General features: G+C 69.0%; 23 protein-coding genes. 14 read left to right on the top strand and 9 right to left on the bottom strand.

Going from position 1 to position 21115, the window contains the following annotated elements; genetic code table 11:
- The first annotated feature begins 14 nt into the window (after positions 1-14).
- The 8 genes from ACZ562_RS09105 (at position 15) to ACZ562_RS09070 (ending at position 5768) form a co-directional block, all read left to right on the top strand.
- Entirely contained in the window at positions 15-860 is an 846-nt protein-coding gene (locus tag ACZ562_RS09105; protein WP_471175448.1) for a hypothetical protein, read from the top strand.
- Positions 857-2164 carry a CpaF family protein gene (locus ACZ562_RS09100; RefSeq protein WP_471175446.1) on the top strand — a complete coding sequence of 436 codons (1308 nt, stop codon included), beginning with the start codon at positions 857-859 and terminating at the stop codon, positions 2162-2164. Before ACZ562_RS09105 ends, ACZ562_RS09100 begins: the two co-directional genes overlap by 4 nt.
- Positions 2165-2166: 2 nt before the next feature.
- Entirely contained in the window at positions 2167-3156 is a 990-nt protein-coding gene (locus tag ACZ562_RS09095; protein WP_471175444.1) for a type II secretion system F family protein, read from the top strand.
- A complete protein-coding gene (locus ACZ562_RS09090; RefSeq protein WP_471175442.1) occupies positions 3153-4076 on the top strand; it encodes a type II secretion system F family protein in 924 nt (307 codons plus the stop codon). The genes ACZ562_RS09095 and ACZ562_RS09090 overlap by 4 nt, the downstream gene beginning before the upstream one ends.
- A gap of 37 nt (positions 4077-4113) precedes the next feature.
- On the top strand, positions 4114-4365 hold the full coding sequence (locus tag ACZ562_RS09085) for a hypothetical protein (protein ID WP_329301115.1): 252 nt from the start codon (positions 4114-4116) through the stop codon (positions 4363-4365).
- Between the two features lie 133 nt (positions 4366-4498).
- Entirely contained in the window at positions 4499-4876 is a 378-nt protein-coding gene (locus ACZ562_RS09080) for a TadE family protein (RefSeq protein WP_471175684.1), read from the top strand.
- Positions 4876-5310, top strand: coding sequence for a TadE/TadG family type IV pilus assembly protein (locus ACZ562_RS09075; protein WP_471175440.1), 435 nt, complete (start codon positions 4876-4878; stop codon positions 5308-5310). The genes ACZ562_RS09080 and ACZ562_RS09075 overlap by 1 nt, the downstream gene beginning before the upstream one ends.
- The gene (locus ACZ562_RS09070; RefSeq protein WP_471175438.1) at positions 5307-5768 is read left to right on the top strand and encodes a pilus assembly protein TadG-related protein; all 462 of its coding nucleotides are present in this window, start codon (positions 5307-5309) and stop codon (positions 5766-5768) included. The genes ACZ562_RS09075 and ACZ562_RS09070 overlap by 4 nt, the downstream gene beginning before the upstream one ends.
- Before the next feature lie 196 nt (positions 5769-5964).
- Here ACZ562_RS09070 and ACZ562_RS09065 read toward each other — a convergent pair whose 3' ends face one another.
- Genes ACZ562_RS09065 through ACZ562_RS09050 form a run of 4 tightly spaced genes read right to left on the bottom strand, consistent with a single transcriptional unit; the run spans position 5965 to position 8991 of the window.
- Positions 5965-6321, bottom strand: a complete 357-nt coding sequence (locus tag ACZ562_RS09065) for a hypothetical protein (RefSeq protein WP_471175436.1) — start codon at positions 6319-6321, stop codon at positions 5965-5967.
- Positions 6322-6343: 22 nt separating this feature from the next.
- Entirely contained in the window at positions 6344-6949 is a 606-nt protein-coding gene (locus ACZ562_RS09060) for a hypothetical protein (RefSeq protein WP_471175434.1), read from the bottom strand.
- A 38-nt stretch (positions 6950-6987) separates the two neighbouring features.
- The gene (locus ACZ562_RS09055; RefSeq protein WP_471175432.1) at positions 6988-7383 is read right to left on the bottom strand and encodes a hypothetical protein; all 396 of its coding nucleotides are present in this window, start codon (positions 7381-7383) and stop codon (positions 6988-6990) included.
- A 27-nt stretch (positions 7384-7410) separates the two neighbouring features.
- The gene (locus ACZ562_RS09050; RefSeq protein WP_471175430.1) at positions 7411-8991 is read right to left on the bottom strand and encodes a putative T7SS-secreted protein; all 1581 of its coding nucleotides are present in this window, start codon (positions 8989-8991) and stop codon (positions 7411-7413) included.
- A 433-nt stretch (positions 8992-9424) separates the two neighbouring features.
- Here ACZ562_RS09050 and ACZ562_RS09045 point away from each other — a divergent pair, with 433 nt between their 5' ends.
- Positions 9425-9637: an RHS repeat domain-containing protein gene (locus ACZ562_RS09045; RefSeq protein WP_471175428.1), complete on the top strand. Its 213-nt coding sequence runs from the start codon at positions 9425-9427 to the stop codon at positions 9635-9637.
- 160 nt (positions 9638-9797) lie between these two features.
- Here ACZ562_RS09045 and ACZ562_RS09040 read toward each other — a convergent pair whose 3' ends face one another.
- The 3 genes from ACZ562_RS09040 to ACZ562_RS09030 form a co-directional block, all read right to left on the bottom strand.
- The gene (locus ACZ562_RS09040; RefSeq protein WP_471175426.1) at positions 9798-10808 is read right to left on the bottom strand and encodes a DUF8094 domain-containing protein; all 1011 of its coding nucleotides are present in this window, start codon (positions 10806-10808) and stop codon (positions 9798-9800) included.
- A gap of 122 nt (positions 10809-10930) precedes the next feature.
- Positions 10931-12013, bottom strand: a complete 1083-nt coding sequence (locus tag ACZ562_RS09035) for a hypothetical protein (RefSeq protein WP_471175424.1) — start codon at positions 12011-12013, stop codon at positions 10931-10933.
- Entirely contained in the window at positions 12010-12660 is a 651-nt protein-coding gene (locus ACZ562_RS09030; protein ID WP_471175422.1) for a hypothetical protein, read from the bottom strand. The genes ACZ562_RS09035 and ACZ562_RS09030 overlap by 4 nt, the downstream gene beginning before the upstream one ends.
- A gap of 328 nt (positions 12661-12988) precedes the next feature.
- Here ACZ562_RS09030 and ACZ562_RS09025 point away from each other — a divergent pair, with 328 nt between their 5' ends.
- The 5 genes from ACZ562_RS09025 to ACZ562_RS09005 all read left to right on the top strand — a co-directional run bounded on the left by ACZ562_RS09025 (position 12989) and on the right by ACZ562_RS09005 (position 20077).
- Positions 12989-15952, top strand: a complete 2964-nt coding sequence (locus ACZ562_RS09025) for a BTAD domain-containing putative transcriptional regulator (RefSeq protein ID WP_471175420.1) — start codon at positions 12989-12991, stop codon at positions 15950-15952.
- Positions 15949-16935, top strand: coding sequence for a prepilin peptidase (locus tag ACZ562_RS09020; RefSeq protein ID WP_471175418.1), 987 nt, complete (start codon positions 15949-15951; stop codon positions 16933-16935). The genes ACZ562_RS09025 and ACZ562_RS09020 overlap by 4 nt, the downstream gene beginning before the upstream one ends.
- A 196-nt stretch (positions 16936-17131) precedes the next feature.
- Positions 17132-18331, top strand: a complete 1200-nt coding sequence (mqnC, locus tag ACZ562_RS09015) for a cyclic dehypoxanthinyl futalosine synthase (RefSeq protein ID WP_471175416.1) — start codon at positions 17132-17134, stop codon at positions 18329-18331.
- A gap of 74 nt (positions 18332-18405) precedes the next feature.
- Positions 18406-19068: an imidazolonepropionase-like domain-containing protein gene (locus ACZ562_RS09010; RefSeq protein WP_471175414.1), complete on the top strand. Its 663-nt coding sequence runs from the start codon at positions 18406-18408 to the stop codon at positions 19066-19068.
- A 313-nt stretch (positions 19069-19381) separates the two neighbouring features.
- A complete protein-coding gene (locus ACZ562_RS09005) occupies positions 19382-20077 on the top strand; it encodes a demethylmenaquinone methyltransferase (protein WP_471175412.1) in 696 nt (231 codons plus the stop codon).
- Between the two features lie 27 nt (positions 20078-20104).
- On the opposite strand, the gene ACZ562_RS09000 is transcribed toward ACZ562_RS09005, so the two are convergent.
- Positions 20105-20455 (bottom strand): PASTA domain-containing protein, encoded by a 351-nt coding sequence (locus tag ACZ562_RS09000; protein ID WP_471175410.1) that lies wholly within the window; start codon positions 20453-20455, stop codon positions 20105-20107.
- A gap of 83 nt (positions 20456-20538) precedes the next feature.
- On the bottom strand, positions 20539-21063 hold the full coding sequence (locus ACZ562_RS08995) for a GNAT family N-acetyltransferase (RefSeq protein ID WP_471175408.1): 525 nt from the start codon (positions 21061-21063) through the stop codon (positions 20539-20541).
- Between the last annotated feature and the right edge of the window lie 52 nt (positions 21064-21115).

Genomic DNA, 21115 nt, shown 5'->3' with positions numbered 1-21115 from the left:
GCGGCAGCACACCCATGGCGCTCATCGCTCTCGCCGCCGACAAGGGTTCCCCCGGCGTCACCACCGCGGCCGTCGCTCTCGCGGCGGTCTGGCCGCGTCGCGTCCTGCTCGCCGAGACCGACCCGGCGGGCGGCGACCTGGTCTACCGCAGTGCCGCGGCGCACGGCGGGCCGCTCAACCCGAACACCGGCATGCTCTCCATAGCGGCCACCGCCCGCCGCGGTCTCGTGCCCGACCAACTCTGGGACCACGTCCAGCCGTTGAGCGGCGGACTCGAGGTCCTGGTCGGCCTCGGCAACGCCGAGCAGGCCGCCGGGCTCGCCGGCCTCTGGCCGACGCTCGGCCACGCCTTCGCCTCCCTCGCCGACTCCGCGAACGCGCCCGCCGACGTCATTGCCGACTGCGGGCGGATCAGCGGGGACACCCCGGCGGTCGAACTCTTCACGCACGCCGCCCTCGTACTGCTCGTCTCGCGCACCGAGCCGGAGGCCATCGCCCGTGTCCGTGACCGGGCCGCGGCCCTGTCCGCCAAGCTGCACGGCGGTCCGCGCGGTGCCGCGAGCCTCGCCACGCCGCTGATCGGTGTCGTCCTGGTCGCCGACCCGGGCGACTCGGCCAAGCTCGCCGGCCAGGTCAACGACATGCTCGTGCACGCCCAGACCGGTGCCCGCGTCGTCGGCACTATCGCCGACGACCCGGCCGGCGCCGACCAGTTGGCCGGCCGTAAGCGCGGCCGTCTCGAGAAGTCGCTGCTGATCCGCTCGGCCCGCAAGGTCACCGCGGACCTCTACCAGCAGTACGGCGCCGCCTGGGCCGTATCCGCGCAGGCACAGCAGGGCCACGCGGGGGCCGGCCGATGACCGCTGTCGACCACTCGCTGGTCAAGCGGTTCCGGCAGGACGCCGGCGACCGTATCGCCGAGCAGCGCCGCCTCGACCAGGTCAACGGCGTCACGCCGATGTCCAGCGAGGACGAGCGGCAGTACGCCCGCGCGGTCATCGCCCAGATCCTGGAGGAGTACGCCCGTACGGAGATCAACTCCGGGCGTACGCCGCTGGACGCGGAGACCGAGGAGCAGTACGCGGCCGCCGTGCACGCCGCGCTGTTCGGTGTGGGCCGGCTGCAGCCGCTGCTCGACAACCCCGAGGTCGAGAACATCGACATCAACGGGTGCGACCAGGTGTTCGTCGGCTACGCCGACGGACGGGAGGCCAAGGGTGACCCCGTCGCCGAGACCGACGAGGAACTCATCGAGCTCATCCAGGTGCTCGGTGCGTACTCGGGCCTCTCCTCCCGTCCCTTCGACTCCGCCAATCCGCAGCTCGACCTGCGGCTGCCGGACGGTTCGCGTCTGTCGGCCGTCATGGACGTGGCCCGGCGCCCGGCCCTGTCCATCCGTCGTGCGCGCATGGGCAAGGTCTTCATCTCCGACCTCGTCGGCAACGGAACGCTGACGCCCGAGGTCGCCCACTTCATGGCCTGCGCGGTCCGAGCCCGCAAGAACATCATGATCGCGGGCGCGACGAACGCCGGTAAGACGACACTGCTTCGCGCGCTCGCCAACGAAATCCCGCCGCACGAGCGCCTCATCACCGTCGAACGCGCCCTGGAGCTCGGCCTCGACACCTTCCCCGACCTCCACCCCAACGTGGTGGCGTTCGAGGAGCGTCTGCCCAACTCCGAGGGCCAGGGCCTGATTTCGATGGCGGAGCTCGTACGACGCTCACTCCGTATGAACCCCTCCCGCGTCATCGTCGGTGAGGTGCTCGGCGACGAGATCGTGACCATGCTGAACGCGATGTCACAGGGCAACGACGGCTCGCTGTCCACGATCCACGCCAACAGCTCCAGCGAGGTCTTCAACCGTATCTCCACCTACGCGCTGCAGGCGTCCGAGCGGTTGCCCATCGAGGCCAGCCAGATGCTGATCGCGGGCGCCGTGAACTTCGTCGTCTTCATCCAGCGGCGCAACAACTACCAGACGGGCGGCCGCCTCCAGCGCATGGTCACCTCGGTCCGCGAGGTCAACGGCGTCGACGGCCGGGTGCTGTCCAGCGAGGTGTTCGCCGAGGCGCCCGACGGCCGGATCGTCCCGCACGCACCCATAGCCTGCCTGGAGGACCTGATGGCCCACGGCTACCGGCCCACCGGGACGTGGGGGTGACCATGACCGCACAGACCGCACAGCTTGCTGCCCTCGGCTCGCTCGGTTCCATGGGCGGCCTGTTCTCCACCACCGTCCTGTACTCCATCGCGAGCGGTGTCGCCGTCGGCGGCGGACTCGCCCTGTTCATGATCGCCGTACGCGGTCTGCCCGCCAAGCCCGAGCACGAGAAGCAGAAGGCCAGCGAGCGCGCGAACGAGCTCATACGGTTCGCGGGACAGCGCGGCTCGCTCGCGGCGATCGTCGGCCTGGTCGTGCTCCTGCTGACCCGCTGGGCGGTGGCCGGTATCGCGGCGGGCGTCCTCGTCTTCTTCTGGGACCGCCTCTTCGGCGGCGCCGCGGAGGAGAAGGCGGCCATGCGGCGCGTGGAGGCCCTCGCCTCCTGGACGGAGTCGCTGCGCGACACGATCGCCGGCGCGGTCGGCCTGGAGCAGGCGATCCCGGCATCGGCGCGAGCCTCGGCCCCCGTCCTGCGCCCCCATCTGGACGCGTTGGTCGACCGGCTGCGTTCCCGTACCCCGCTACCTGAAGCGCTCCAGCTGCTCGCCGACGAGATCGACGACGCCTCCGCCGACATCATCGTCGCCGCGCTGATCCTCAACGCACGGCTGCGCGGCCCGGGTCTGCGCCAAGTTCTGGGCGCCCTGGCCAAGTCGGCGCGCGAGGAGGTCGACATGCGGCAGCGCGTGATGGCGCAGCGGGCCTCGACGCGGCGCTCGGTACAGATCGTCGTCGCGGTCTCGATCGCCTTCGTGCTGGGCCTGTCCATCTTCAACCGCGACTTCGTCGAGCCGTACGGAACGGCGGTCGGTCAGCTGGTCCTGGCCGTCGTCTGCGGCCTGTTCGCGCTCGGCTTCTGGTGGCTGCGCAAGCTGTCCACCATCGAGACGCCCGAACGTTTCCTGGTGCGCAACGAGTCGGCGGTCCAGTTCGTACGTCCCGGGACGCCGCACCAGCAGCGGTCCCCGCAGGAAGAGGGGATGCGGCGATGAACGAGCTGACGATGCCGATCGTCGTCGGCGCGGTCCTGGGCCTCGGCGTCTACGCCCTCGTACGCGCGCTCATGCCGTCCAAGCGGAGCGCGGTCGCGCAGGTCGCGCGGATCGACGCGATGCGGGCGCGCGGGGCGGCGTACGAGTCGGCGCGGACGACGCGGGACAAGAGCCGCCTCGGATCCTTCCGGGCCGAAGTCGGCCATCGCGTCGCCGAGTTCTACCTGCAACAGGGCTGGGAGCAGCGCTCGCTGCGCGCGGACCTGGCGGTGCTGGACCGTAGCTGGGAGAAGTTCCTGGCGACGAAGGTGCTGCTGGCCACGGCCGGTCTGTTCTTCGGCCCCTTCCTGTTCGCGGTCGTCTGGACGCTGGGCTTCGGCAGCAGCCCGATCATCCCGGTCTGGCTGGCGCTGGCCTTCGGGGCCATCTTCTTCTTCCTGCCCGACCTGGAGGTACGCCGGGACGCGGCCGAGAAGCGACGCGACCTCCGGCGGGTGATCGGCGCGTACCTGGACCTGGTGTCGATGAGCCTGGCCGGCGGCCGGGGTCTCCCCGAGGCGCTGATGGCGGCCGCCGAGGTCTCCGACGGCTGGGCGACCGGCCGTATCCGCAACGCCCTGGCCGATGCCCGTATCACCGGCATCAGCCAGTGGCAGGCGCTGGGTTCGCTTGGCGAGGAGCTGGGCGTCGAGGAGCTCAAGGATCTGTCCGCCTCCCTGGCCCTGGTCGCGGACGACGGAGCCAAGGTGCGCGAGTCGCTCGCCTCGCGTGCCGAGACCATGCGGCACCGCGAGCTGGCCGAGATCGAGGGCAGCGCGGGCGAGAAGTCCCAGTCGATGCTGGTCGCCCAGCTCCTGCTGTGCGCGGGCTTCCTGGTGTTCCTGATCTTCCCCGCGGCGATGCGCGTGTTCCAGGTCTGATGTCGACGACTACTTCTTCTTGAGAGGACAACTCACCATGAACGGACGGAACTTCAGCACAGGAATCCCGGGGGTGGACTTCCTGATCACCTTCCTCCAGGGCCGTGTGCAGCGGGCCCGCTCCGGCGAACTCGACCGCGGTGCCTCCGCGGTCGAGTGGGTCATCATCTCGGCGGTCGTCGTGGCGATCGTCGGCGTGGTGGCCGCCATCATCAACGCCGCGCTGAGCGAGGGCGCCAACAAGGTCGGCAACTGCATCAAGGGTGCGGACGCGGGCAAGACCTGCTGATCGCACAGACAACGGGGCTGACAGGGCTGACGGGGCTACGGGGTTGACGGGGTTGCTCGTGGGCGTGGACAGATGGGTACGCCGCAGGGTGGAGACCGCACGCAAGGAGGCGGCCACTCGCGGCGACTCCGGCATGACCGCGATCGAGTTCGTGCTGCTCACGCCCGTCCTCTTCTTCATGATCTTCGCGACCGTGCAGTTCGCGCTGTACTTCTTCGCCGACCACGTGGCCCAGGCGGCGGCCCAGGCCGGCGCCCGCAAGGCCCGCGCCACGGCCGACGCACAGCCGGGGGCGTGGCGGGGCGAGGCTCAGGGCGTGGTGGACAGCTACATCAGCCAACTGGGACCGCAGTTGGTGCTGTCGCCGAACGTGAAGATGCTGCAGCCGGAGCAGAACACGGTCGGCGTCGAGATCTCGGCGAGGGTGCCGACGGTGTTTCCCGGGCTGGACCTGACAGTGCACGCGCGGTCTTCAGGGCCGGTCGAGCGGTTCGTTCAGGAGGGGAACTGATGGGGCTCTCGTCCTCCCTGAGGGAAAGATCCGCTCAGCGGCGCGACGACCGGGGCCTGTCCACCGTCGAGGTGGTGATCCTCGCCCCGGTGATGATCCTTTTCATCCTGGTCCTGGTGGCCTTCGGGCAGCTCGTCGACGGCCGTGGGGCGCTCGACGGAGCGGCCCGGGACGCCGCCCGCGCGGGCTCCATCCAGAAGGACCACGGGACGGCCATGGCCGAGGCGCGCAAGGCGGCGGAGGCGGACCTCGCGGACGTCTGCTCGGGCCCGGTGTCGGTGACGCAGACGAGCGCGGGCTTCAAGCCCGACACGATCTTCACGGTCGAGGTGAGCTGCCAGGTGCGCGGCCTGGCCATGCTCGGCCTGGACGTCCCGACGAGGCTGACGGCAAGCTTCAGCTCGCCCCTGGACCCGTACCGGAGGACGGCGTGAGGGATCTCGTACGGGCCTGGTGGTCCGCCCGCCGCGCGGAAATGGACGACCGCGGCTCCGGCGCAGGCGCCGTCATCATCTTCGCGCTCGTCTTCCTTTCCCTCTCGGCCTTCGTCATCGACGGCGGCATGTCCATCTCCAAGCGGGAGCGCGCGGCGGACATCGCCGAACAGGCGGCCCGCTTCGCCGCCCAGGACATCGACAGGGAAGCCCTCTACGACAACGAGGGCGGCCCCGCGCCGATCAACTTCCAGAACTGCAACGCCCGGGTGAAGACCTTCGCCCGCGAGATGAACATGACGGGCGCGGACATCGCGGCGACCCACTGCGTGACGGCCAACGCCCAACAGGTCGAGGTCGACGTCCAGTTGACCTACTCACCGGTGTTCACCGGGATGTTCTACGGCGGCGACGTGGTCGTTCACGGGCAGGCGGTGGCGGAGAACGAGGTGGGCTGAGGCGTGCACCTGTGATTCGTCACGCCGGAGGAGCGCGGCGCGCGATATTGGCGGACCGACAGCATGGAGGGAAACTGCGTCTGCTCCCCCGGATGCCGGTGGGCAAGCGCACCGTGCAGCACGACAGCAGCCGAGTTGGTTGGACCGCCAGCCGGCCGTCGCATAGGCGCTGGTGAGAGAGGCTTGAGTGGAGGGCCTACTTGCCACCGCTACCGCTTGTCTTGCTGCCTTTGGCACCCCTTTTGTCCTCGGTCTTGACGGCCTGGTTGACCTGCTTGGCCAGTTCGTCATCGAGCTTCTTGAACTCGCGGACCACTGCTTCGGACATGTCGGCCAGTGCTTCGAGTTGCTGCGTGATGTCCTCGCGGCCGTCCTCCCAGTTGGACTCGAAGTCGGCGAGGGCGTCGTTGACGCTGCCGTCCCCGATGTCGTCCTTGTAGGAATCGAAGAGTTTCTTGGTGTGGTTCAAACGGGTCCTGATGGAGCGGAGGCGGCTGCCATAGCCCTCCATCTCGCTCAGCGGGAGTGCAAGGTCGCTCTTCCCCTTGCTCATGCCGACCTTCCCTTCGAGTTGTTCAGATGAACCGAAACGTGCCGGTCACGGCGTCGAAGATGTCATGGAACGCTTCGGCCAGATCCAGGACCGGGCTGGCTCCCGACACAAGCACGACCTGGTCGGTGGTTCCCGGGACGGGAATGTACGTCTGGGTCAGCACCATGCGCAGGGTACGGTTGTCGCCCTGAGCGACGGGTACGTCCTCGACACCGTAAGTCCGCGCGGCCGGGCCGACCTCGGGGATGTCGACGGTTGTTACCTTACGCCAGGCGTCACCCTCGCGACGGGGTGTGATCGTGCGCAGGCTGTCGGCGATGGCACGGGGGTCGGTCGACAGTGACGCGCCTTGCTTGGTTTTCGCGCCGAGGACGGAGACCGTGACAGTGGCGGACAGGGGCACGCCGTCGAAGTTCTCCGCCATGCAACCCAGATAGAGGGCGCCTGAGTCGTGGGCGTCCTGGGCCATCTTGCGGAGCATGTTCGTCAGGTCGGAGCGGTACGGCATGAGCTCAGGAATTTCACGTACTCGGTCGTCGACCAAGGCGCGGACCGTCGACCCGCGGCCTTCGGGGCGGATTTCGAACTCCCACCAAGTATCCGGAACTGCCAGTGAGAAACTGGGCATCAAGACCTCATTCTCTTTCCTTTGTCACATCTAGGCGTTCAGCCCATATCGATACCGAGGTCCTGTGTCGCAATTTCCATCAGCCTGCTTTCCGGCACCTTCGGGGCTTTATAATTCAGCCCTCTCATATGTGTGACGAAATTTGAGGGAAGGGTCACATGATATTTGGTGACGTAGTGCGGGAGATCTTCACGCCAGAGCCATGTCCCGTCCGTGTAGAGCGATCCGATCCCGGTCAGGACGGGTGCGTCGGGGTCCAGTACGTCGGGACCCGCACTCATTTCGCTCCAGATTCCGGTGCCGGACCTCAGGTAGGCGACGATGCTGCTTTCGTCCGGATCACCCGCCGGCCTGACGGCGTCCTTGATCGAGCCGTCGACAGGAAGGCCCCATCCGGGGGCGAGCTCGGAAAAGAATCCTACGGGGCGAATCATCAGAACTCCTCGGTCATGCCACTATCTTCAGGCCATGGGTAGGAAGGTGAGCCATACGCCATCGTCCTTGATGTGCGGAGTGAAGGGCCCCTCTCCGAAGGATGGCACACCGACCGCATTGGTCGGAGCCTTGACGGGGACTCCCAGCGAGTTGGCCATGCCCTGGATTACGTGCGGTTGGGCGACTCCCGAATGGCAGGTGAGCATCCTGATTGGTTCACCGTTATAGCCGGGTATTCGATTGATTGTATCAAGGACATGGTTCGGGTTAATGTCGTGCCCGCCCGCCCTTACTCCCGCGCGGTTCGCCTCACCTGCAACCATGCGCCCATCCCTTGTGCCGTGAATGATGACGTCCTGATATCCGGGGAGTCGGTCTGCGACATCGAAATTCCTGAGAGTCGCGGGGTCGTACCCGATGGCAGTCGCCCCGTCCTTGTGATAGATGGGGATGTCGGAGGGGAGCGCGTCGTCGGCCGCTCTGCCGGGAGGGCCCACGTGTGGAGAATCGGCCTTCCACCATTTGCTCTTGCCCATCATGCTGAAGGTCGAGAATCGGACGTTTCTCAGCCCGCGAATGCTGTCCGCGAGGTTCTTCAGGCCGCCGCCGATGCCACCCATGAACCCAGCGCCGAGGGCACGTAACCCGCCTGCCTTCCACAGCTTGCCCATTTTGGCAAGGCTGGTGAAGCCTTTGGTGGCTGGTATGCAGTCGAGGACCGCCCATAGGAGATCGCCCCAGCCGGCTTGGCCGTTGATCACTTTTCGTACAGTGTCGGCCAGTACGACGAGGGCGGCGGCGAACACGAGCCACCCCAGTGGACCGCCAACGATCATTACGATGATGCCGACGACGGTCACAACCCACTTGCAGACAGTGACGATCTCGTCCCAATGGTCGGAGACCCAGTCGCCGATCTCCTCCCACCAGTGGCGGTTGGGGATGCCGGCGTCGGAGGCCTCCTGGAGTCTGGTCACCGTGCGGCGTGCGGCTTCCTCGCGCAGGCCCTTGGCCTGGTCGGCAAGCTTCTTGGCCGCGTCGAGGGCGTTCTGGGCGGTCTCGACGTTGCGTTCGGCCGCGGCCTGGCGGGCCTTGGCGTGCTGCACATCGCGCGTGGCGCGGCGGACCTCTGCCTCGTCCGGCTTGGGGACGTCCTTTCCGGCGTCCTTCGCCGGGTCGTAGGAGTCTGCCTTCTCGGCCGCCGAGCGTACCCAGTCGTTGGCGCCGGACAACGCCGTCTGGGCAGTGCTGAGTTCGGCCTGCGCCTTACGGCCGTCACGCAGGGCCTTGTCCGCCTTGGCCTGCGCATCCTCCAGGTCGGGCCAGAACGAGGCCAGAGCGTCGCCTGCCAGATCGTACGACTTTTTCAGTTTCCGCAGATGCTTGGGTGCGTCCGCGAACTCCTCGGCGAACACGTCAGCCGTCTTGCCCGCCCAGGAGAGGATCTCGTCCTCCTTCGCCAGGCCCTTCAAGTCGCGGAGAGCTTCCGCCACGTCCTCGGCGAAGTCATGCAGGGTGCCTGCGAGTTTGCGGATGCGCTGTGGGTCACCCGGCGTCGGGTCCCTGTCCAGGTCGAGTATGTGCCAGTCGGTCGGCCTGTGCGACACGTGTTGCCCCCGTAACACCTGCAGCGCCTACATCAGAACTTACGTGTGAATGTATCGCATGTCCGGGCCACGCTTCGGATCGTCAGGGCGATGCGTCTACGGGGCACAAGTCAGCGGCAGTTCCGTTTACCGCGGCGTGAATGGCGGCGCACATGGAGAGTTGACGCCGGAGTCGCACGCCGAGCTGCGCCGCGGAGGGGCCCGGCGGCTTCGCCGAAGACGCCATCAAGGAAACGCTGACATTCGTGCCGTTCCGGAAGCTGCCACTGTGGGTTCACCTGCGCAACTTTCACAGCCGGATCGATCCACAGGTCCGGAGACATCCGCTACGACTACGACAACCAGGGCCGGGTGATCGTACGGCCCAAGAAGAGGCTGTCCCGCAAGCCGGATGTGTGGCGATACACCTGGGACAGCCAAGACCGCCTGATCGGTGACCACGCCCGAAGGATCCAAGTGGGCTTACGAGTACGACCCGTTCGGCCGCCGAACCGCGATACGACGCTTCGCTTCGGACGACGAGACCGTGGTGGAGGACGTGACCTTCGTCTGGGACGGATTCGTTCCGGCCGAGCAGGTCAGTTGGGCCCAGCGAGCCGTTCATGCGACGGGCGCGGAGGACCTGTTCGTTGACGACCGAGCCTGATGCGGGCGCCGGGGTGCGGCGGGCGGCCGCATCCCGCAGAAACTCCCTCAGGCTGCACGACAGTTCCTCACTGAGTTCGGTGGGAAGCGCTGGCCAGGGACGGCAACCGGGGATGTACGTGTGGTGCGACCTCGTCTCCGCGCAGGTCGCACCGTGCACGTCACTTCGAGTCCGTCATCCGGTACTCGCCGGCGATCACCGAGGGCTTGCCGGATTTCGGCAGGGTGGCGAGCGTCATGCCCTGGAAGGTGTCGGTGATGATGGCCCGTTTGGTGGAGTCGTAGACGGACTCCTTTTCGTTGGGCGTGATCTGGAAGCTGCCCATGTACTGCGGCTTGAGCAGCGTTTCCTGAGTGTGCGACGTCGGAACCACCGCGAGTACGCCGCCGTCGGCCAGCCGCAGCGCGTACGTTTTCTCGTGCGCCGGGTCCTTGGCGAAGAACTTCTTGGTCGCCCAGCGGGACACGTCGCTCTTGTCGCGCTCCTTGTAGAGCTTGAGGGCGTCCTTGGCCGGCTCCGTGGTATGGGAGAGCGCGGCGCCGGCCTTCTTGCCGCCGGTCTCGAAGAGGTCCTCGTACGCCGCGCTCACGTCGTTCGGGGCCAGCGTGCCTACCCGGGTGGAGGGGGTGACGGCGGTGGCGAGACCGTGGTTGCTGGTGTCGACGGCCGGAATGGGAGCGTCGGAGTAGACCGCGGACATCAGCTTCCAGCTGCCGCCCTCCTTGTCGAAGACCAGCAGGGCCGGAGTCTTCGTGCCGCTCGCGGCGGCCTTGATCGCGAACCAGTCCTCGTCGGCCGGGATGTAGTACTCACGGGCCTCGTAGGAGAAGGGCTTCTTGTAGTCGCTCTGGTCCGCCTTCGTCCAGGTGCCGAAGGTCGTGTAGTCCGCCTTGCTCTGCTCGTGGACCTGACCGCCTTCGACCGTGCTCAGCAGTTTTTCGTCCTGCGTCGCGTTCGCCTTGTTGTTGACGGCCACGTAGTTGTCGAGGATCTTCGCCGCCTGCTGGCGCGTCACCGCGCCCTTGGGCGTTGCGCTCGGCGAGGCGGTCGGATCGGCCGCGCCACCGGTGCCGTCGGCGCAGCCGGTGAGTGCGGCGGCCGAGGCCATGCCGAGGGCGGCGAGGGCTATGACGTTCTTGCGGGCGGCGCGGGTCGGGGTGGGGCGGGGCATGACGGGTTCGCTCCTTGGGAGAGGCGTGAGGGGGGCCCTGGTCCTGACGGTTGTTTGCCTTGTCTTCGACCTCGGGACACGGAGTGGTGCCGGTGTTTGAGCCGTGGGGTGATCTCACCGCGTCAGCGGTTGATCGACTGGATCTCCTGGACGGTCATGTCCTGGGTGGTCTCGAAGGTGCCGTCGGGCAGGTCGCCGCCGGTGCCGTCCGAGCCCGTCCACGTGATCTGCCAGGTGATGCTGGCCTTCAAGGGGTACGGCGTGCCGTTCGTGGCGCGCAGGTACCTGATGCCGCACGGCGGGGTCTTGTCGGCGTTGCCCTTCGTGTACGGGGTGCCGATGCTGCCGTCGTGGTTGATCTCGCATTCGCCGGAGGCGGGGTAGGTCTCGGCGTCGTCCGTGCCTGGCTCCAGGTGAAGGGCAACCGGCTTGGCCGTTGTTTCCGCCCAGAGGTCGGTATGAGGGAGTTCCGCGCGGACCTTGGTGTCCGTGAAGGTGCCCTTGTCCAGCCAGACCCAAGTGGGCAGGTTGACCGTGGACTTGGCGGCGGGCTTCGCCTCGATCTCGGTGGTGGGAACCTTGACCTTGTTGTAGGCGTATTCGGCGAGCGTCTTGGGTGTGGGGGCGTTGGCGATCTTGGGGATTTGGCCCGCGTCCTGCCAAAACATGAGGCGGCTGCATTCCCAGGACGAGATGTTGTTCAGGTCGGGTGCGACGCCCCGCCAGTAGTAGCCATCCTTGCCGAGGTTGTAGTTCTTGTATCCCTTCACCGTCGATTCTTCGGTGTCGTAGTAGTTGGCGGCGTTTTTCTCGTCCCTGAAGTGGTCGGTCCAGAGCTTCGTCCCGAACCACCCCTGGCGGACGCTGACGTCGCCGTCGCCGTCCGTTTCCGAGAAGTGCTTCAGTTGGGCGGGCGTGAAGACCGGCTCGTACCAGCAGGGCGGGGGAGTCCAGTTCACGTCCTCTGAAGAGAGGCTGCCCCGCTTTCCGCCTCTGGGGCCGCTCACCTGGGTGACCTTGATCTGAGAGTGGCTGGCGGAGGCGTACAGCTCGTTCTGATCGGCTCCGCCGGAAGGGCCGGTAGGGGACGGTGGGGTGTTGGTGTTGTCCGTAGGGCCGTTGGCGTGTGCTGCGCCACCGCTCCACAGCACGATGGCCGCGGCGGCGACCGCCATGAGGCGTCGTGAGCGCGTCGGGATCTTCATGCCTGGCACTCCTGTGCCTTGCCCCTCACCTCGATGGCCTGTGTCTTCCAAACGCCGGAAGGGTCCGACGGCGGGAACATGAGCATGCTGTACTTCTGGTAGCTGCTCAGATTCTCCTCCGTATAGAGGATCTTGCCCGTCTTGATTTCCTTGCCGTAGAACTTGGCTTGGTTTCGACAGAAATTGACCACGATGCGCTTGCCGTCGCTCAGCGTGGTCGTCTTCGCGTCGAAGTACCTGTCTGTCCCAGTGACAGTCCACCCGCCCTTCACCCAGGCCTGGATCTGGGACTTGGCGTACTTGGCAGCCGGGGGACCTGAGTAGAACTGGTACGCCGGATCGTTCGGGTCTTGCTCGGCGATGCCGTGGTCCAGCGCCCGGATGTAGTTCTCTGCATCTGCGAGCGCCGCCGCGTGCTTCGTGTCCGACGGCTCGTCGAAGTCGAAGAGCAGTTTCAGGTCCTTCGGGACGCTCACGTCGGGGCGATCGCCGCCCGTCGCAGACGCCGAAGCCGACGGGCTGCTCGACCCCTTGTCTGCCCCCTTGATGTCGTCCGACGAGTCGTCGCTCCCACCGCATGCGGTGAGCAGGAGCGCCGCCGTCGTGGCGAACGCGGCGGCGGTGGTGGTCAGAGCGCGGCGGGCCACAGTTGATCTCCCCCGTGGTTCGGCGTATGCAACAGAGAACGAAGCTATCAGGGGCGGGTAGAGGGGCTGTTGAGCGGCGGCGGGGGGTGTGTGGGGAGTGTGAGAAGTGTGGCGGGGCGGCTGCGAAGGGCGTGCGTCCTGCGTGGTGCGGCTGCGATGACTTCAGGGGCAACTCGGGCTTCACCGGCAGAACATGAGGAAGCGGGCGAGCTCGTAGTCCTTGTCCCTGCCCGACCTTCGACGGTGTCAGTCGCAGTCCATAAGATCTCTGTAGGCTCAACACACCCCCTTGCCCAACTCCTCCCACACACGACCCAGGACACCCGCCATGGCGCGACGCAGCACTTCAAGCTCGACGGGAAGCTCGGCGAGCCCGAGGAACCGGACACCGCAGCCGGTGCGTGTCCGGCGGCGCAGCTTCGGGGACTTCGTGAAGGCGTTCTTCGCCTTCGTCGCCCTGCTCGTTCTGGTCGTCGGGGTGCCGGGGGCGCTCGCCGTGCTCGTCGGGTGGCCGTTGCCGCACGAGTTCACGCCGATGGACTGGCTCAAGCAGGACATCAGCGTCGACACTTTCCTGCACATCCTCACCGTCGTCGTCTGGCTCGCCTGGGCGCAGTTCACCGCCTGTGTGCTCGTGGAGGCGAAGGCCGCGGTGTCGGGTGTCGGGGTGCCGGGGCGGGTGCCCGGCGCCGGGGGCAGTCAGTTGCTCGCGCGGCAGCTCGTCGCCGCGCTGCTGCTCGTCGGCGCCACCGCCGCGAGTCTGACTCCGGGGCTGTCGCAGCTCGGGCAGAGCCTGGAGGGGAACCAGAAGCCCAGCGTCGCCGCCGCGCAGCAGACGCCCGGGCTGTTCGCCCAGCAGCAGGAGCAGGCCGCCAGCACCGCCGCCGCTCTCGCCGAGCAGGCCTCCAACGCCGCCGCGCACGCGGACGCGGGGGGGAGCACCGCCAAGGGCGACACGAAGTACTACCGGATCCAGCCGCCCGAGGGTCGTCACCACGACTCCCTGTGGGAGATCGCCGACCGGCACCTCGGTGACGGGCGGCGGTACAAGGAGATCTTCGAGCTCAACAAGGACCGTGTGCAGCCGGACGGTTCCCGGCTGTCCGAGGCCAGCCTCATCCGGCCCGGCTGGATCATGGAGATGCCCGGCGACGCGCGCGGCGGCGACCTCGTGGAGATGCCCGACGAGGCGCCCAACGCCTCGCCGGACGTGCAGCAGCAGATCCATGAGTACGCCCAGACCGGGGATCACGCGCAGGGGGGCGGCGGTCAACAGGCCGGCGGCGGCGCCTCGCACGTCGCTTTGCCCGAGCAGCGGCCCGCCCCCGATCAGCGTCAGCATCAGCAGCAGAATCAGAATCGGCAGCACCAGCAGCACGCCACCGCCGGTGCTCAGGAGAGCAGCTCCTTCGGGCTGCCCCACGCCCTCATCGGTGCCCCTCTCCTCGCCGCCGGTCTTCTCGGTGCCCTCGGCCGTCGGCGCCGGCACGCGTTGTGGCAGTCGGCGCTCGGTGCCGTCGGCGGGCGGCGCGGTATGGAGCCGCCGACGCCGACCGGGGACGCCCTGGACGTGCAGGACGCGCTGCTGGTGGGTGCCGACCCCGAAGGCGTACGACTGCTGGACCGGTCGCTGCGCGGTCTCGCGGCGTCCCTCACCGCCGAGTCGCGTCCGCTGCCGACCGTCTACGCGGCCTGGATGAGCAACGGCGACCTGCACCTCCAGCTCGCCCAGCCGTCCGGCAAGCCGCCGGCTCCGTGGCAGCTCGGGCAGGACCAGACGTTCTGGGTGCTGGCGAGGTCCGACGCCGAGCGGTACGAGGACGTCGACACCGCCGCTCCGTACCCCGGCCTCGTCAGCCTCGGAACCATGGACGACTCGCGGCTGCTGCTCAACCTGGAGGCCGTGCCCGGCATCGTCTCCCTGAGCGGCCGCGAGGCCGACCGGGCCGCCGTGTTCGCCTCCGTCGCCGCGGAACTCGCCACCAACGGATGGTCCGACCGTATGACGATCACGCTCGTCGGGTTCGGGGAGGATCTGACTCCGCTCGCGCCCAACCGGCTGCGCCACCTCGACGACATCGAGGCGCTCGTCGAGACCATGGAGGCCGAGACGCGGCAGCGGCGAGGGGCCCTCGGGGCCGCCGGCCACGACTCCGTCCTCACCGGCCGTACGGGGCCCGCCCAGCACACCCGTTGGGCTCCGCACCTCGTGCTGCTCGCCGCCCAGCCGTCCGCCGAGGACGCCGTCAAACTCGCCGAACTCGCGGCCGACGCCTCCCGCCTCGGGATCGGCTACCTCGTCGGCACCGAGACCGGCGACCTGCCCGGCGCCGCCTGGGAGATGGAGATCACCGGCCAGGGCAAGCTGCTCGCCCCGCTTCTCGGACTCGAACTCGACGCCCAGCTCCTGCCGGCGGCCCAGCAGCGGGCGGTCGTGGAGCTGTTCGTCGAGGCCGACCCCGACCACGGGCCCGACGGGCCGGCCAACACCCCGCCGTTCCTCGTCGACATCAGCGAGCAGGGGCGGCCCGCGGTGTACGCGCGCCTCGTCGGCTCGTACGAGATCATCGGCCTGGAGACGCCGGACGGCGAGCGCAGCGCGCTGCTGCACGAGGCCCTGGCGCTGCTGCTCCTGCACCGGGAGGGCGTGCACCCTCGCGTGCTGTCCTCCGCGCTGTGGCCGCGCGGCGTCACCGACGACGTGCGCGACGCCCTCCTCGAGCGGCTGCGCGCCTGGCTCGGCACCGACCCGGACGGCTCGCCCCGGCTCACCGCCGACGCGGCCGGCCGGCTCACCCTCGCCAAGTCCGTCGTCTCCGACCTGGACGTGCTGCGCTCGCTGTACTACGAGGCCACCCAGGGCAAGGGCGTCGACAACCGGGCCGTCCGCGGACGGCTGCTCACCGACGCGCTGGTGCTGGTGCGCGGACCGCTGCTCGCCGATCGTTCCGAGGGCCGGTACCGCTGGCTCACCCACGAGATCGTCGACGCCCAACTCCCGCTGCTCGTCGCGGACATCGGCCTCGCGCTGTCCGCGTTCCACCTCGAGAAGGACCGTGCCGAGAAGGCGATCGAGGCGCTGAACGCGGCGGTGCGGACCGCCCCGGACGACGAGCGGCTGTGGAACGAGCTGCTGCGTGCCACGCACGCCACCGGCGACACCGACCGGCTCCAGACTCTCGCCGCCGACCTCGTCGGCCGCAGTGGAGCCCGCGGCCTGCCGCCGCGCACCGAGGCACTGCTCGACGAGCTGCTGCCTACGTGGCGGGGCGGCGTCGCGGCGGTGGGATGAACAGCCTCCTCGTGACCGCCGCCGCGCTGTGGGGCGCGACGGCGGGGACGCTGCTGCCCCGGGCGGCCTACCGGTTCTCCGTCCCGTCGGGGGAGGGCTGGCGGGACACGTGCCCGGGCGGGCATCCGGTCGGCGGGTGGGTCGGCCGGGCGCGGTGCGGGGAGTGCGGCGGTGCCGTCGGCACTCGGGACGCGGACACCGTCGTAAGGGCTGCGGCGCAGGACGCGGAGACCGCCGTCACGGTCGCGGCGCAGGACGCGGACACCGCCGTCACGGTCGCGGCGCAGGACGCGGACACCGCCGTCACGGCTGCGGCGCAGGACGACGACAGCGCCGTACCGGACGACGACACCGCCGTACCGAACAACACCGCCGTACCGGTCGACAGCGCCGTACCGAGTGAAAGCGGCCAACCGAACACCGCCGTACCGAAAGCCGTGTACGGCCCCGGCACCCTCCTCCTCGCCATCGTCACCGGCCTCATCTGTGGCGCTCTCGCCGCCGCCACCGGGACCCGGCCGGAAATCGCCGTCTGGCAGCTGCTCGCGCCGGTCGGTGTGCTGCTGGCGGTCGTCGACTTCCGGGTGCAGCGGCTGCCGGATGTGCTGACCCTGCCGTTCGCGGCCGCCGCGCTCGGGCTGCTCGGCCTGGTCACGCTGGTGCCGGAGCACGCCGGGGACTGGATGACCGCGCTGCTGGGCGCCCTCGCGCTCGGCGGCGGCTTCTTCGTGCTGTTCCTGATCAACCCGGGCGGCATGGGCTTCGGCGATGTGAAGCTGGCGCTCGGCCTCGGCGCCGCTCTCGGCTGGTACGGCTGGCCGACGGTGATGCTCGGCACCTTCGCCGCGTTCCTGCTGGGGGCGCTGTACGGCGGCGCCCTGGTCGTCGCGCGGCGGGCCGGGCGCAAGACGGCCATCCCGTTCGGGCCCTTCCTGATCGCGGGGGCGTACGTGGGGCTGCTGATCGGGGCGTACGCCGCCTGACCCCGACTGCCCCCGCCGGAACCCGCCCGCGAACCCGCCGATCCCGCGGAACCCGCCCGCCGAACACGCCGATCCCGCCCGCCGATCCCCCGGAACCCGCCTGACACCGACTGCCATCGGCCTGACGTCGGGTCGGCGGAGTCGCTGGCGTAGGCTGGTTCGGTCCGTCCAGAACCCTTACGAAAGGGACGCCCCGGTGACCGAGAAGGCCGACCTCCAGTCAGTGCTCGACCGTGCCGCGGCCGGCGGACGGATCACCCCCGAGGAGGCGCTCGACCTCTACCGCGACGCCCCGCTGCACGCGCTCGGCGCCGCCGCCGACGCCGTGCGCCGCCGGAGGTACGCGGGGACCGAGCACATCGCCACGTACATCATCGAGCGCAACATCAACTACACGAACGTGTGCGTCACGGCGTGCAAGTTCTGCGCCTTCTACGCGGCCCCCAAGGACACCGCCAAGGGCTGGACCCGCGACCTGGACGACATCCTGCGCCGGTGCGCCGAGACCGTCGAGCTCGGCGGTACGCAGATCATGTTCCAGGGCGGTCACCACCCGGACTACGGCGTCGAGTACTACGAGAAGCACTTCTCCGCCATCAAGCGGGAGTTCCCACAGCTCGTCATCCACAGCCTGGGGGCGAGCGAGGTCGAGCACATGGCCCGGATTTCCAAGGTGCCGGTCGAGGAGGCCATCACCCGGATCCACGCCGCGGGCCTCGACTCTTTCGCCGGCGCCGGTGCCGAGCTCCTTCCCGAGCGGCCCCGCAAGGCCATCGCCCCGCTGAAGGAGAGCGGCGAGCGCTGGCTGGAGATCATGGAGGCCGCGCACAAGCTGGGCGTCGAGTCCACGTCGACCATGCTCATGGGCACCGGCGAGACCAACGCCGAGCGCATCGAGCACCTGCGGATGATCCGGGATGTGCAGGACCGCACCGGCGGCTTCCGCGCATTCATCCCGTACACCTACCAGCCCGAGAACAACCACCTGAAGGGCCGTACGCAGGCCACGCTCTTCGAGTACCTGCGAATGATCGCCATCGCGCGGCTGTTCATGGACAACATCGCCCACATTCAGGGCTCGTGGCTGACGACGGGCAAGGAGGTCGGCCAGCTCTCCCTGCACTACGGCGCCGACGACCTCGGCTCGATCATGCTGGAGGAGAACGTCGTCTCCTCCGCCGGCGCCAAGCACCGCTCCAACCGGCTGGAGATCATCGACCTGATCAGGAAGGCCGGGCGGGTGCCTGCCCAGCGCTCGACGACGTACGAGCACCTCGTGGTCCACGACGACCCGGCGAACGACCCCGTCGACGAGCGGGTCATGTCCCACATCTCGTCCACCGCGATCGAGGGCGGGACCGCACACCCCGAGCTGAAGCTGCTCGCCTCCAACTGACCCGACCGAAACCCGACCGACCCAACTGACCCGACCGAAACCCGACCGACCCGACCGACCGGACTGGCCTGCCCGTGCTGACGATTCACGCCGCCGACCTCCTGATCCCGGGGGACCGGCGGCCGTCCGTGCCGGGTGGCGCGGTGCTCGTCGACGGCCGGGGGCTCGCCGCCGTCGGCCCGTACGAGGAACTGGCCGCCGCGCATCCGACGGCCCGGGTCCGGCGCTGGCCGGGTCTTCTCACGCCGGGGCTGCTGAACCCGTACGGGCCCGAACTGCTGGAGCAGGCCTACCATCCGGATCCGCGCGAGGCCGGGGAACTGGGCACCGAGCCGCTCACCGGCGAGGCACTCGCGGCACTCCCCATGACCGACGCGCGCTGGGGTGCGAGCGCGCGGCGGGGCGTGCAGCGGATGCTGGCGCACGGAACCGTCGCGGTCGCGGGGGAGCTGCGGCGGCCCGTGGTGGTGGACGCCGTGTACCGGGCGGGGCTGAGCAGCGAGCACCGTCTCACGCCTCCCGCAGGCCCGCCGACGCTCGACCCGCTGGCCGGGCGGAGTCTGGCCGAGGCGATCCTGCTGCCGCTGCAGCCCGCCGGCGTGGACGGCATCGACGACGGCGTCGACGCGACGTTCGCCGTGTTCGACGTCCCGGGCGAGGCCGCGCTGGCGGAACGCGGTGCGGCGGCCTGCGTGGCGACCGTCGTGAGGGGGCGGCTGCTGCACAGGCGGCGCTGAGCCGGACAGTCCTGGCCGGCGAACGTCTTCGCGACCGCCCCCGAACTCTGCTTCATCCCACTGCAGTTGGTGGCCGCATCGTCAGACGCAGAGTCATCGTCAGACGCAGAGTCATCGTCGGACGCAGAGTCATCGTCGGACGCAGAGTCATCGTCGGACGCAGAGTCATCGTCGGACGCGGTTTCGTCGTCGGACGCAGTTTCGGCTGGGTGCTGATCGCGGTGTTCGGCCTGTCATGCGGTTGGGTGGAGGACGTGGCCGCCAGGAAGGAGCCGAAGCTCCTCCTGTGACGCCGTGCTGCAAGAATGGCGGCGTGACCCGCGCTTCCCTGAACAAGCAGCCGCACGAAGTCGCCTCGATGTTCGACCACGTGGCGGAACGGTACGACCTGACCAACGACGTGCTGTCGCTCGGCCAGGACCGGGTGTGGCGCAAGGAGGTCGCGAAGGCCGTCGACGCCCGGCCCGCGCAGAAGGTCCTGGACCTGGCCGCCGGTACGGCCACCTCCTCGCTGCCCTTCGCCCGTACCGGCGCCTACGTCGTCCCCTGCGACTTCTCCCTCGGCATGCTGCGGGTGGGCAAGGAGCGGCATGCCTGGCTGCCGTTCACCGCGGGCGACGCGACGAGGCTGCCGTTCAAGGACGACACCTTCGACGCCGTCACGATCTCCTTCGGGCTGCGCAACGTGCAGGACACGGACGCCGCGCTGCGCGAGATGTACCGGGTGACCAGGCCCGGCGGCCGGGTGGTGATCTGCGAGTTCTCGCACCCGACCTGGGCGCCCTTCCGCACCGTCTACACCGAGTACCTGATGCGCGCCCTGCCGTCGGTCGCCCGTGCGGTGTCCTCGAACCCCGACGCTTACGTCTACCTCGCCGAGTCCATCCGCGCCTGGCCCGACCAGCCCGCCCTCGCCGAGCGGCTGCGCAAGGCCGGCTGGTCGAAGGTGGCATGGCGGAACCTGACGGGCGGGATCGTGGCCCTGCACCGGGGGTACAAGGAGAGCTGAACCGCGCGCCAGGGTTGCGCCAGGGTTTCAGCGGGAGCCGAACCCCACGACGGCGTACGGATCGCCCGGCTCGTCGAGCTCCCGTTGCAGCCCGCCGCTCGGCGGACGCGGCAGCCGGGGCTCGCGCACCCCGGCGCCCCCGCCGCCCTCACCTTCGCCGAAGTCGAACCACACCGTGACCACGGCCCCGCGCGGCACCTCGACACCGGGCGGCGGGTACTGCCGTACGACGAAGTCGACGACGGTCTGATGGAAGTCGGGCCGGTCCGGCGCGGCGAGCAGCACCCCGCGCGCGTCTGCGGTCCGGCGCGCGTCCTCGGCCATCAGACCGACAAGTCGCGGTACGCGCACTTCGGGTGTCTTGGGCGCTATGTGCACAGACGTCACCCCCAGCGGTACCGGCAGGGTAACCCCCGTCCGATACCGCCCGGAAGCGTCACGTGTCTTTCTGTGGCAGTCGGTTACTCTGTGTCACTACTTTGGAGGTCGAGCCGGTAGCAGAGCCCCTTGTGCTGCGAGGCCGGCGTCGTGAAGACCTCGGCGAGACGCATGCCCAGCCGCCGCGTCACCGCGATCGACCGCGTGTTGCCGGCGAGGACCATCGCCACCACGCTCGGCACGCCCGCGGCGCGCACCCGCTCCAGCGTCAGCTGCGCGGCCGCGGTGGCGTACCCCTTGCCCCAGTGCTCCCGGCCGAGCCGCCATCCGATCTCGATCTCGCCCTTCGGGCCCCACTCCTGCGGCCACGGCTGGGCGCCCGTGAAGCCGATGACCTGCCCGGACTCGTCGAGCATGGTCCACAGACAGAAGCCGTGCTCGGCGTCGTGCCGGCGCTGGCGGGCGGTGAGCTCCTCGTAGACGGACAGTTCCGCGGACTTGCCGCCGTGGAACTCCATGACGTCCGGGTCGTCGAAGATCCGGTGCCAGGCGACGGCGTCCTCGTCGGTGGGTACGCGGAGCCGTACCTCGGGGAGAGCTCGGTTCACGGGGGCAGCCCTTCAGCCGGGTGATCGGTAACGCTGAATAGACTGCCCATGT

The organism is Streptomyces sp. NPDC040410, from assembly GCF_055595715.1.
This window is presented reverse-complemented; position numbering and strand designations above follow the sequence as displayed.

What these genes read in the sequence shown, in the direction of transcription:
- ACZ562_RS09090 (WP_471175442.1), top strand. Translation starts at nt 3,153, where the DNA reads ATGAACGAGCTGACGATGCCGATCGTCGTCGGCGCGGTCCTGGGCCTC.
- ACZ562_RS09100 (WP_471175446.1), top strand. Translation starts at nt 857, where the DNA reads ATGACCGCTGTCGACCACTCGCTGGTCAAGCGGTTCCGGCAGGACGCC.
- ACZ562_RS09065 (WP_471175436.1), bottom strand. Translation starts at nt 6,321, where the DNA reads ATGAGCAAGGGGAAGAGCGACCTTGCACTCCCGCTGAGCGAGATGGAG.
- ACZ562_RS09040 (WP_471175426.1), bottom strand. Translation starts at nt 10,808, where the DNA reads ATGCCCCGCCCCACCCCGACCCGCGCCGCCCGCAAGAACGTCATAGCC.
- ACZ562_RS09085 (WP_329301115.1), top strand. Translation starts at nt 4,114, where the DNA reads ATGAACGGACGGAACTTCAGCACAGGAATCCCGGGGGTGGACTTCCTG.
- ACZ562_RS09055 (WP_471175432.1), bottom strand. Translation starts at nt 7,383, where the DNA reads ATGATTCGCCCCGTAGGATTCTTTTCCGAGCTCGCCCCCGGATGGGGC.
- ACZ562_RS09035 (WP_471175424.1), bottom strand. Translation starts at nt 12,013, where the DNA reads ATGAAGATCCCGACGCGCTCACGACGCCTCATGGCGGTCGCCGCCGCG.
- ACZ562_RS09105 (WP_471175448.1), top strand. Translation starts at nt 15, where the DNA reads ATGGCGCTCATCGCTCTCGCCGCCGACAAGGGTTCCCCCGGCGTCACC.
- ACZ562_RS09095 (WP_471175444.1), top strand. Translation starts at nt 2,167, where the DNA reads ATGACCGCACAGACCGCACAGCTTGCTGCCCTCGGCTCGCTCGGTTCC.
- ACZ562_RS09075 (WP_471175440.1), top strand. Translation starts at nt 4,876, where the DNA reads ATGGGGCTCTCGTCCTCCCTGAGGGAAAGATCCGCTCAGCGGCGCGAC.
- ACZ562_RS09020 (WP_471175418.1), top strand. Translation starts at nt 15,949, where the DNA reads ATGAACAGCCTCCTCGTGACCGCCGCCGCGCTGTGGGGCGCGACGGCG.
- ACZ562_RS09060 (WP_471175434.1), bottom strand. Translation starts at nt 6,949, where the DNA reads ATGCCCAGTTTCTCACTGGCAGTTCCGGATACTTGGTGGGAGTTCGAA.
- ACZ562_RS09080 (WP_471175684.1), top strand. Translation starts at nt 4,499, where the DNA reads ATGACCGCGATCGAGTTCGTGCTGCTCACGCCCGTCCTCTTCTTCATG.
- ACZ562_RS09025 (WP_471175420.1), top strand. Translation starts at nt 12,989, where the DNA reads ATGGCGCGACGCAGCACTTCAAGCTCGACGGGAAGCTCGGCGAGCCCG.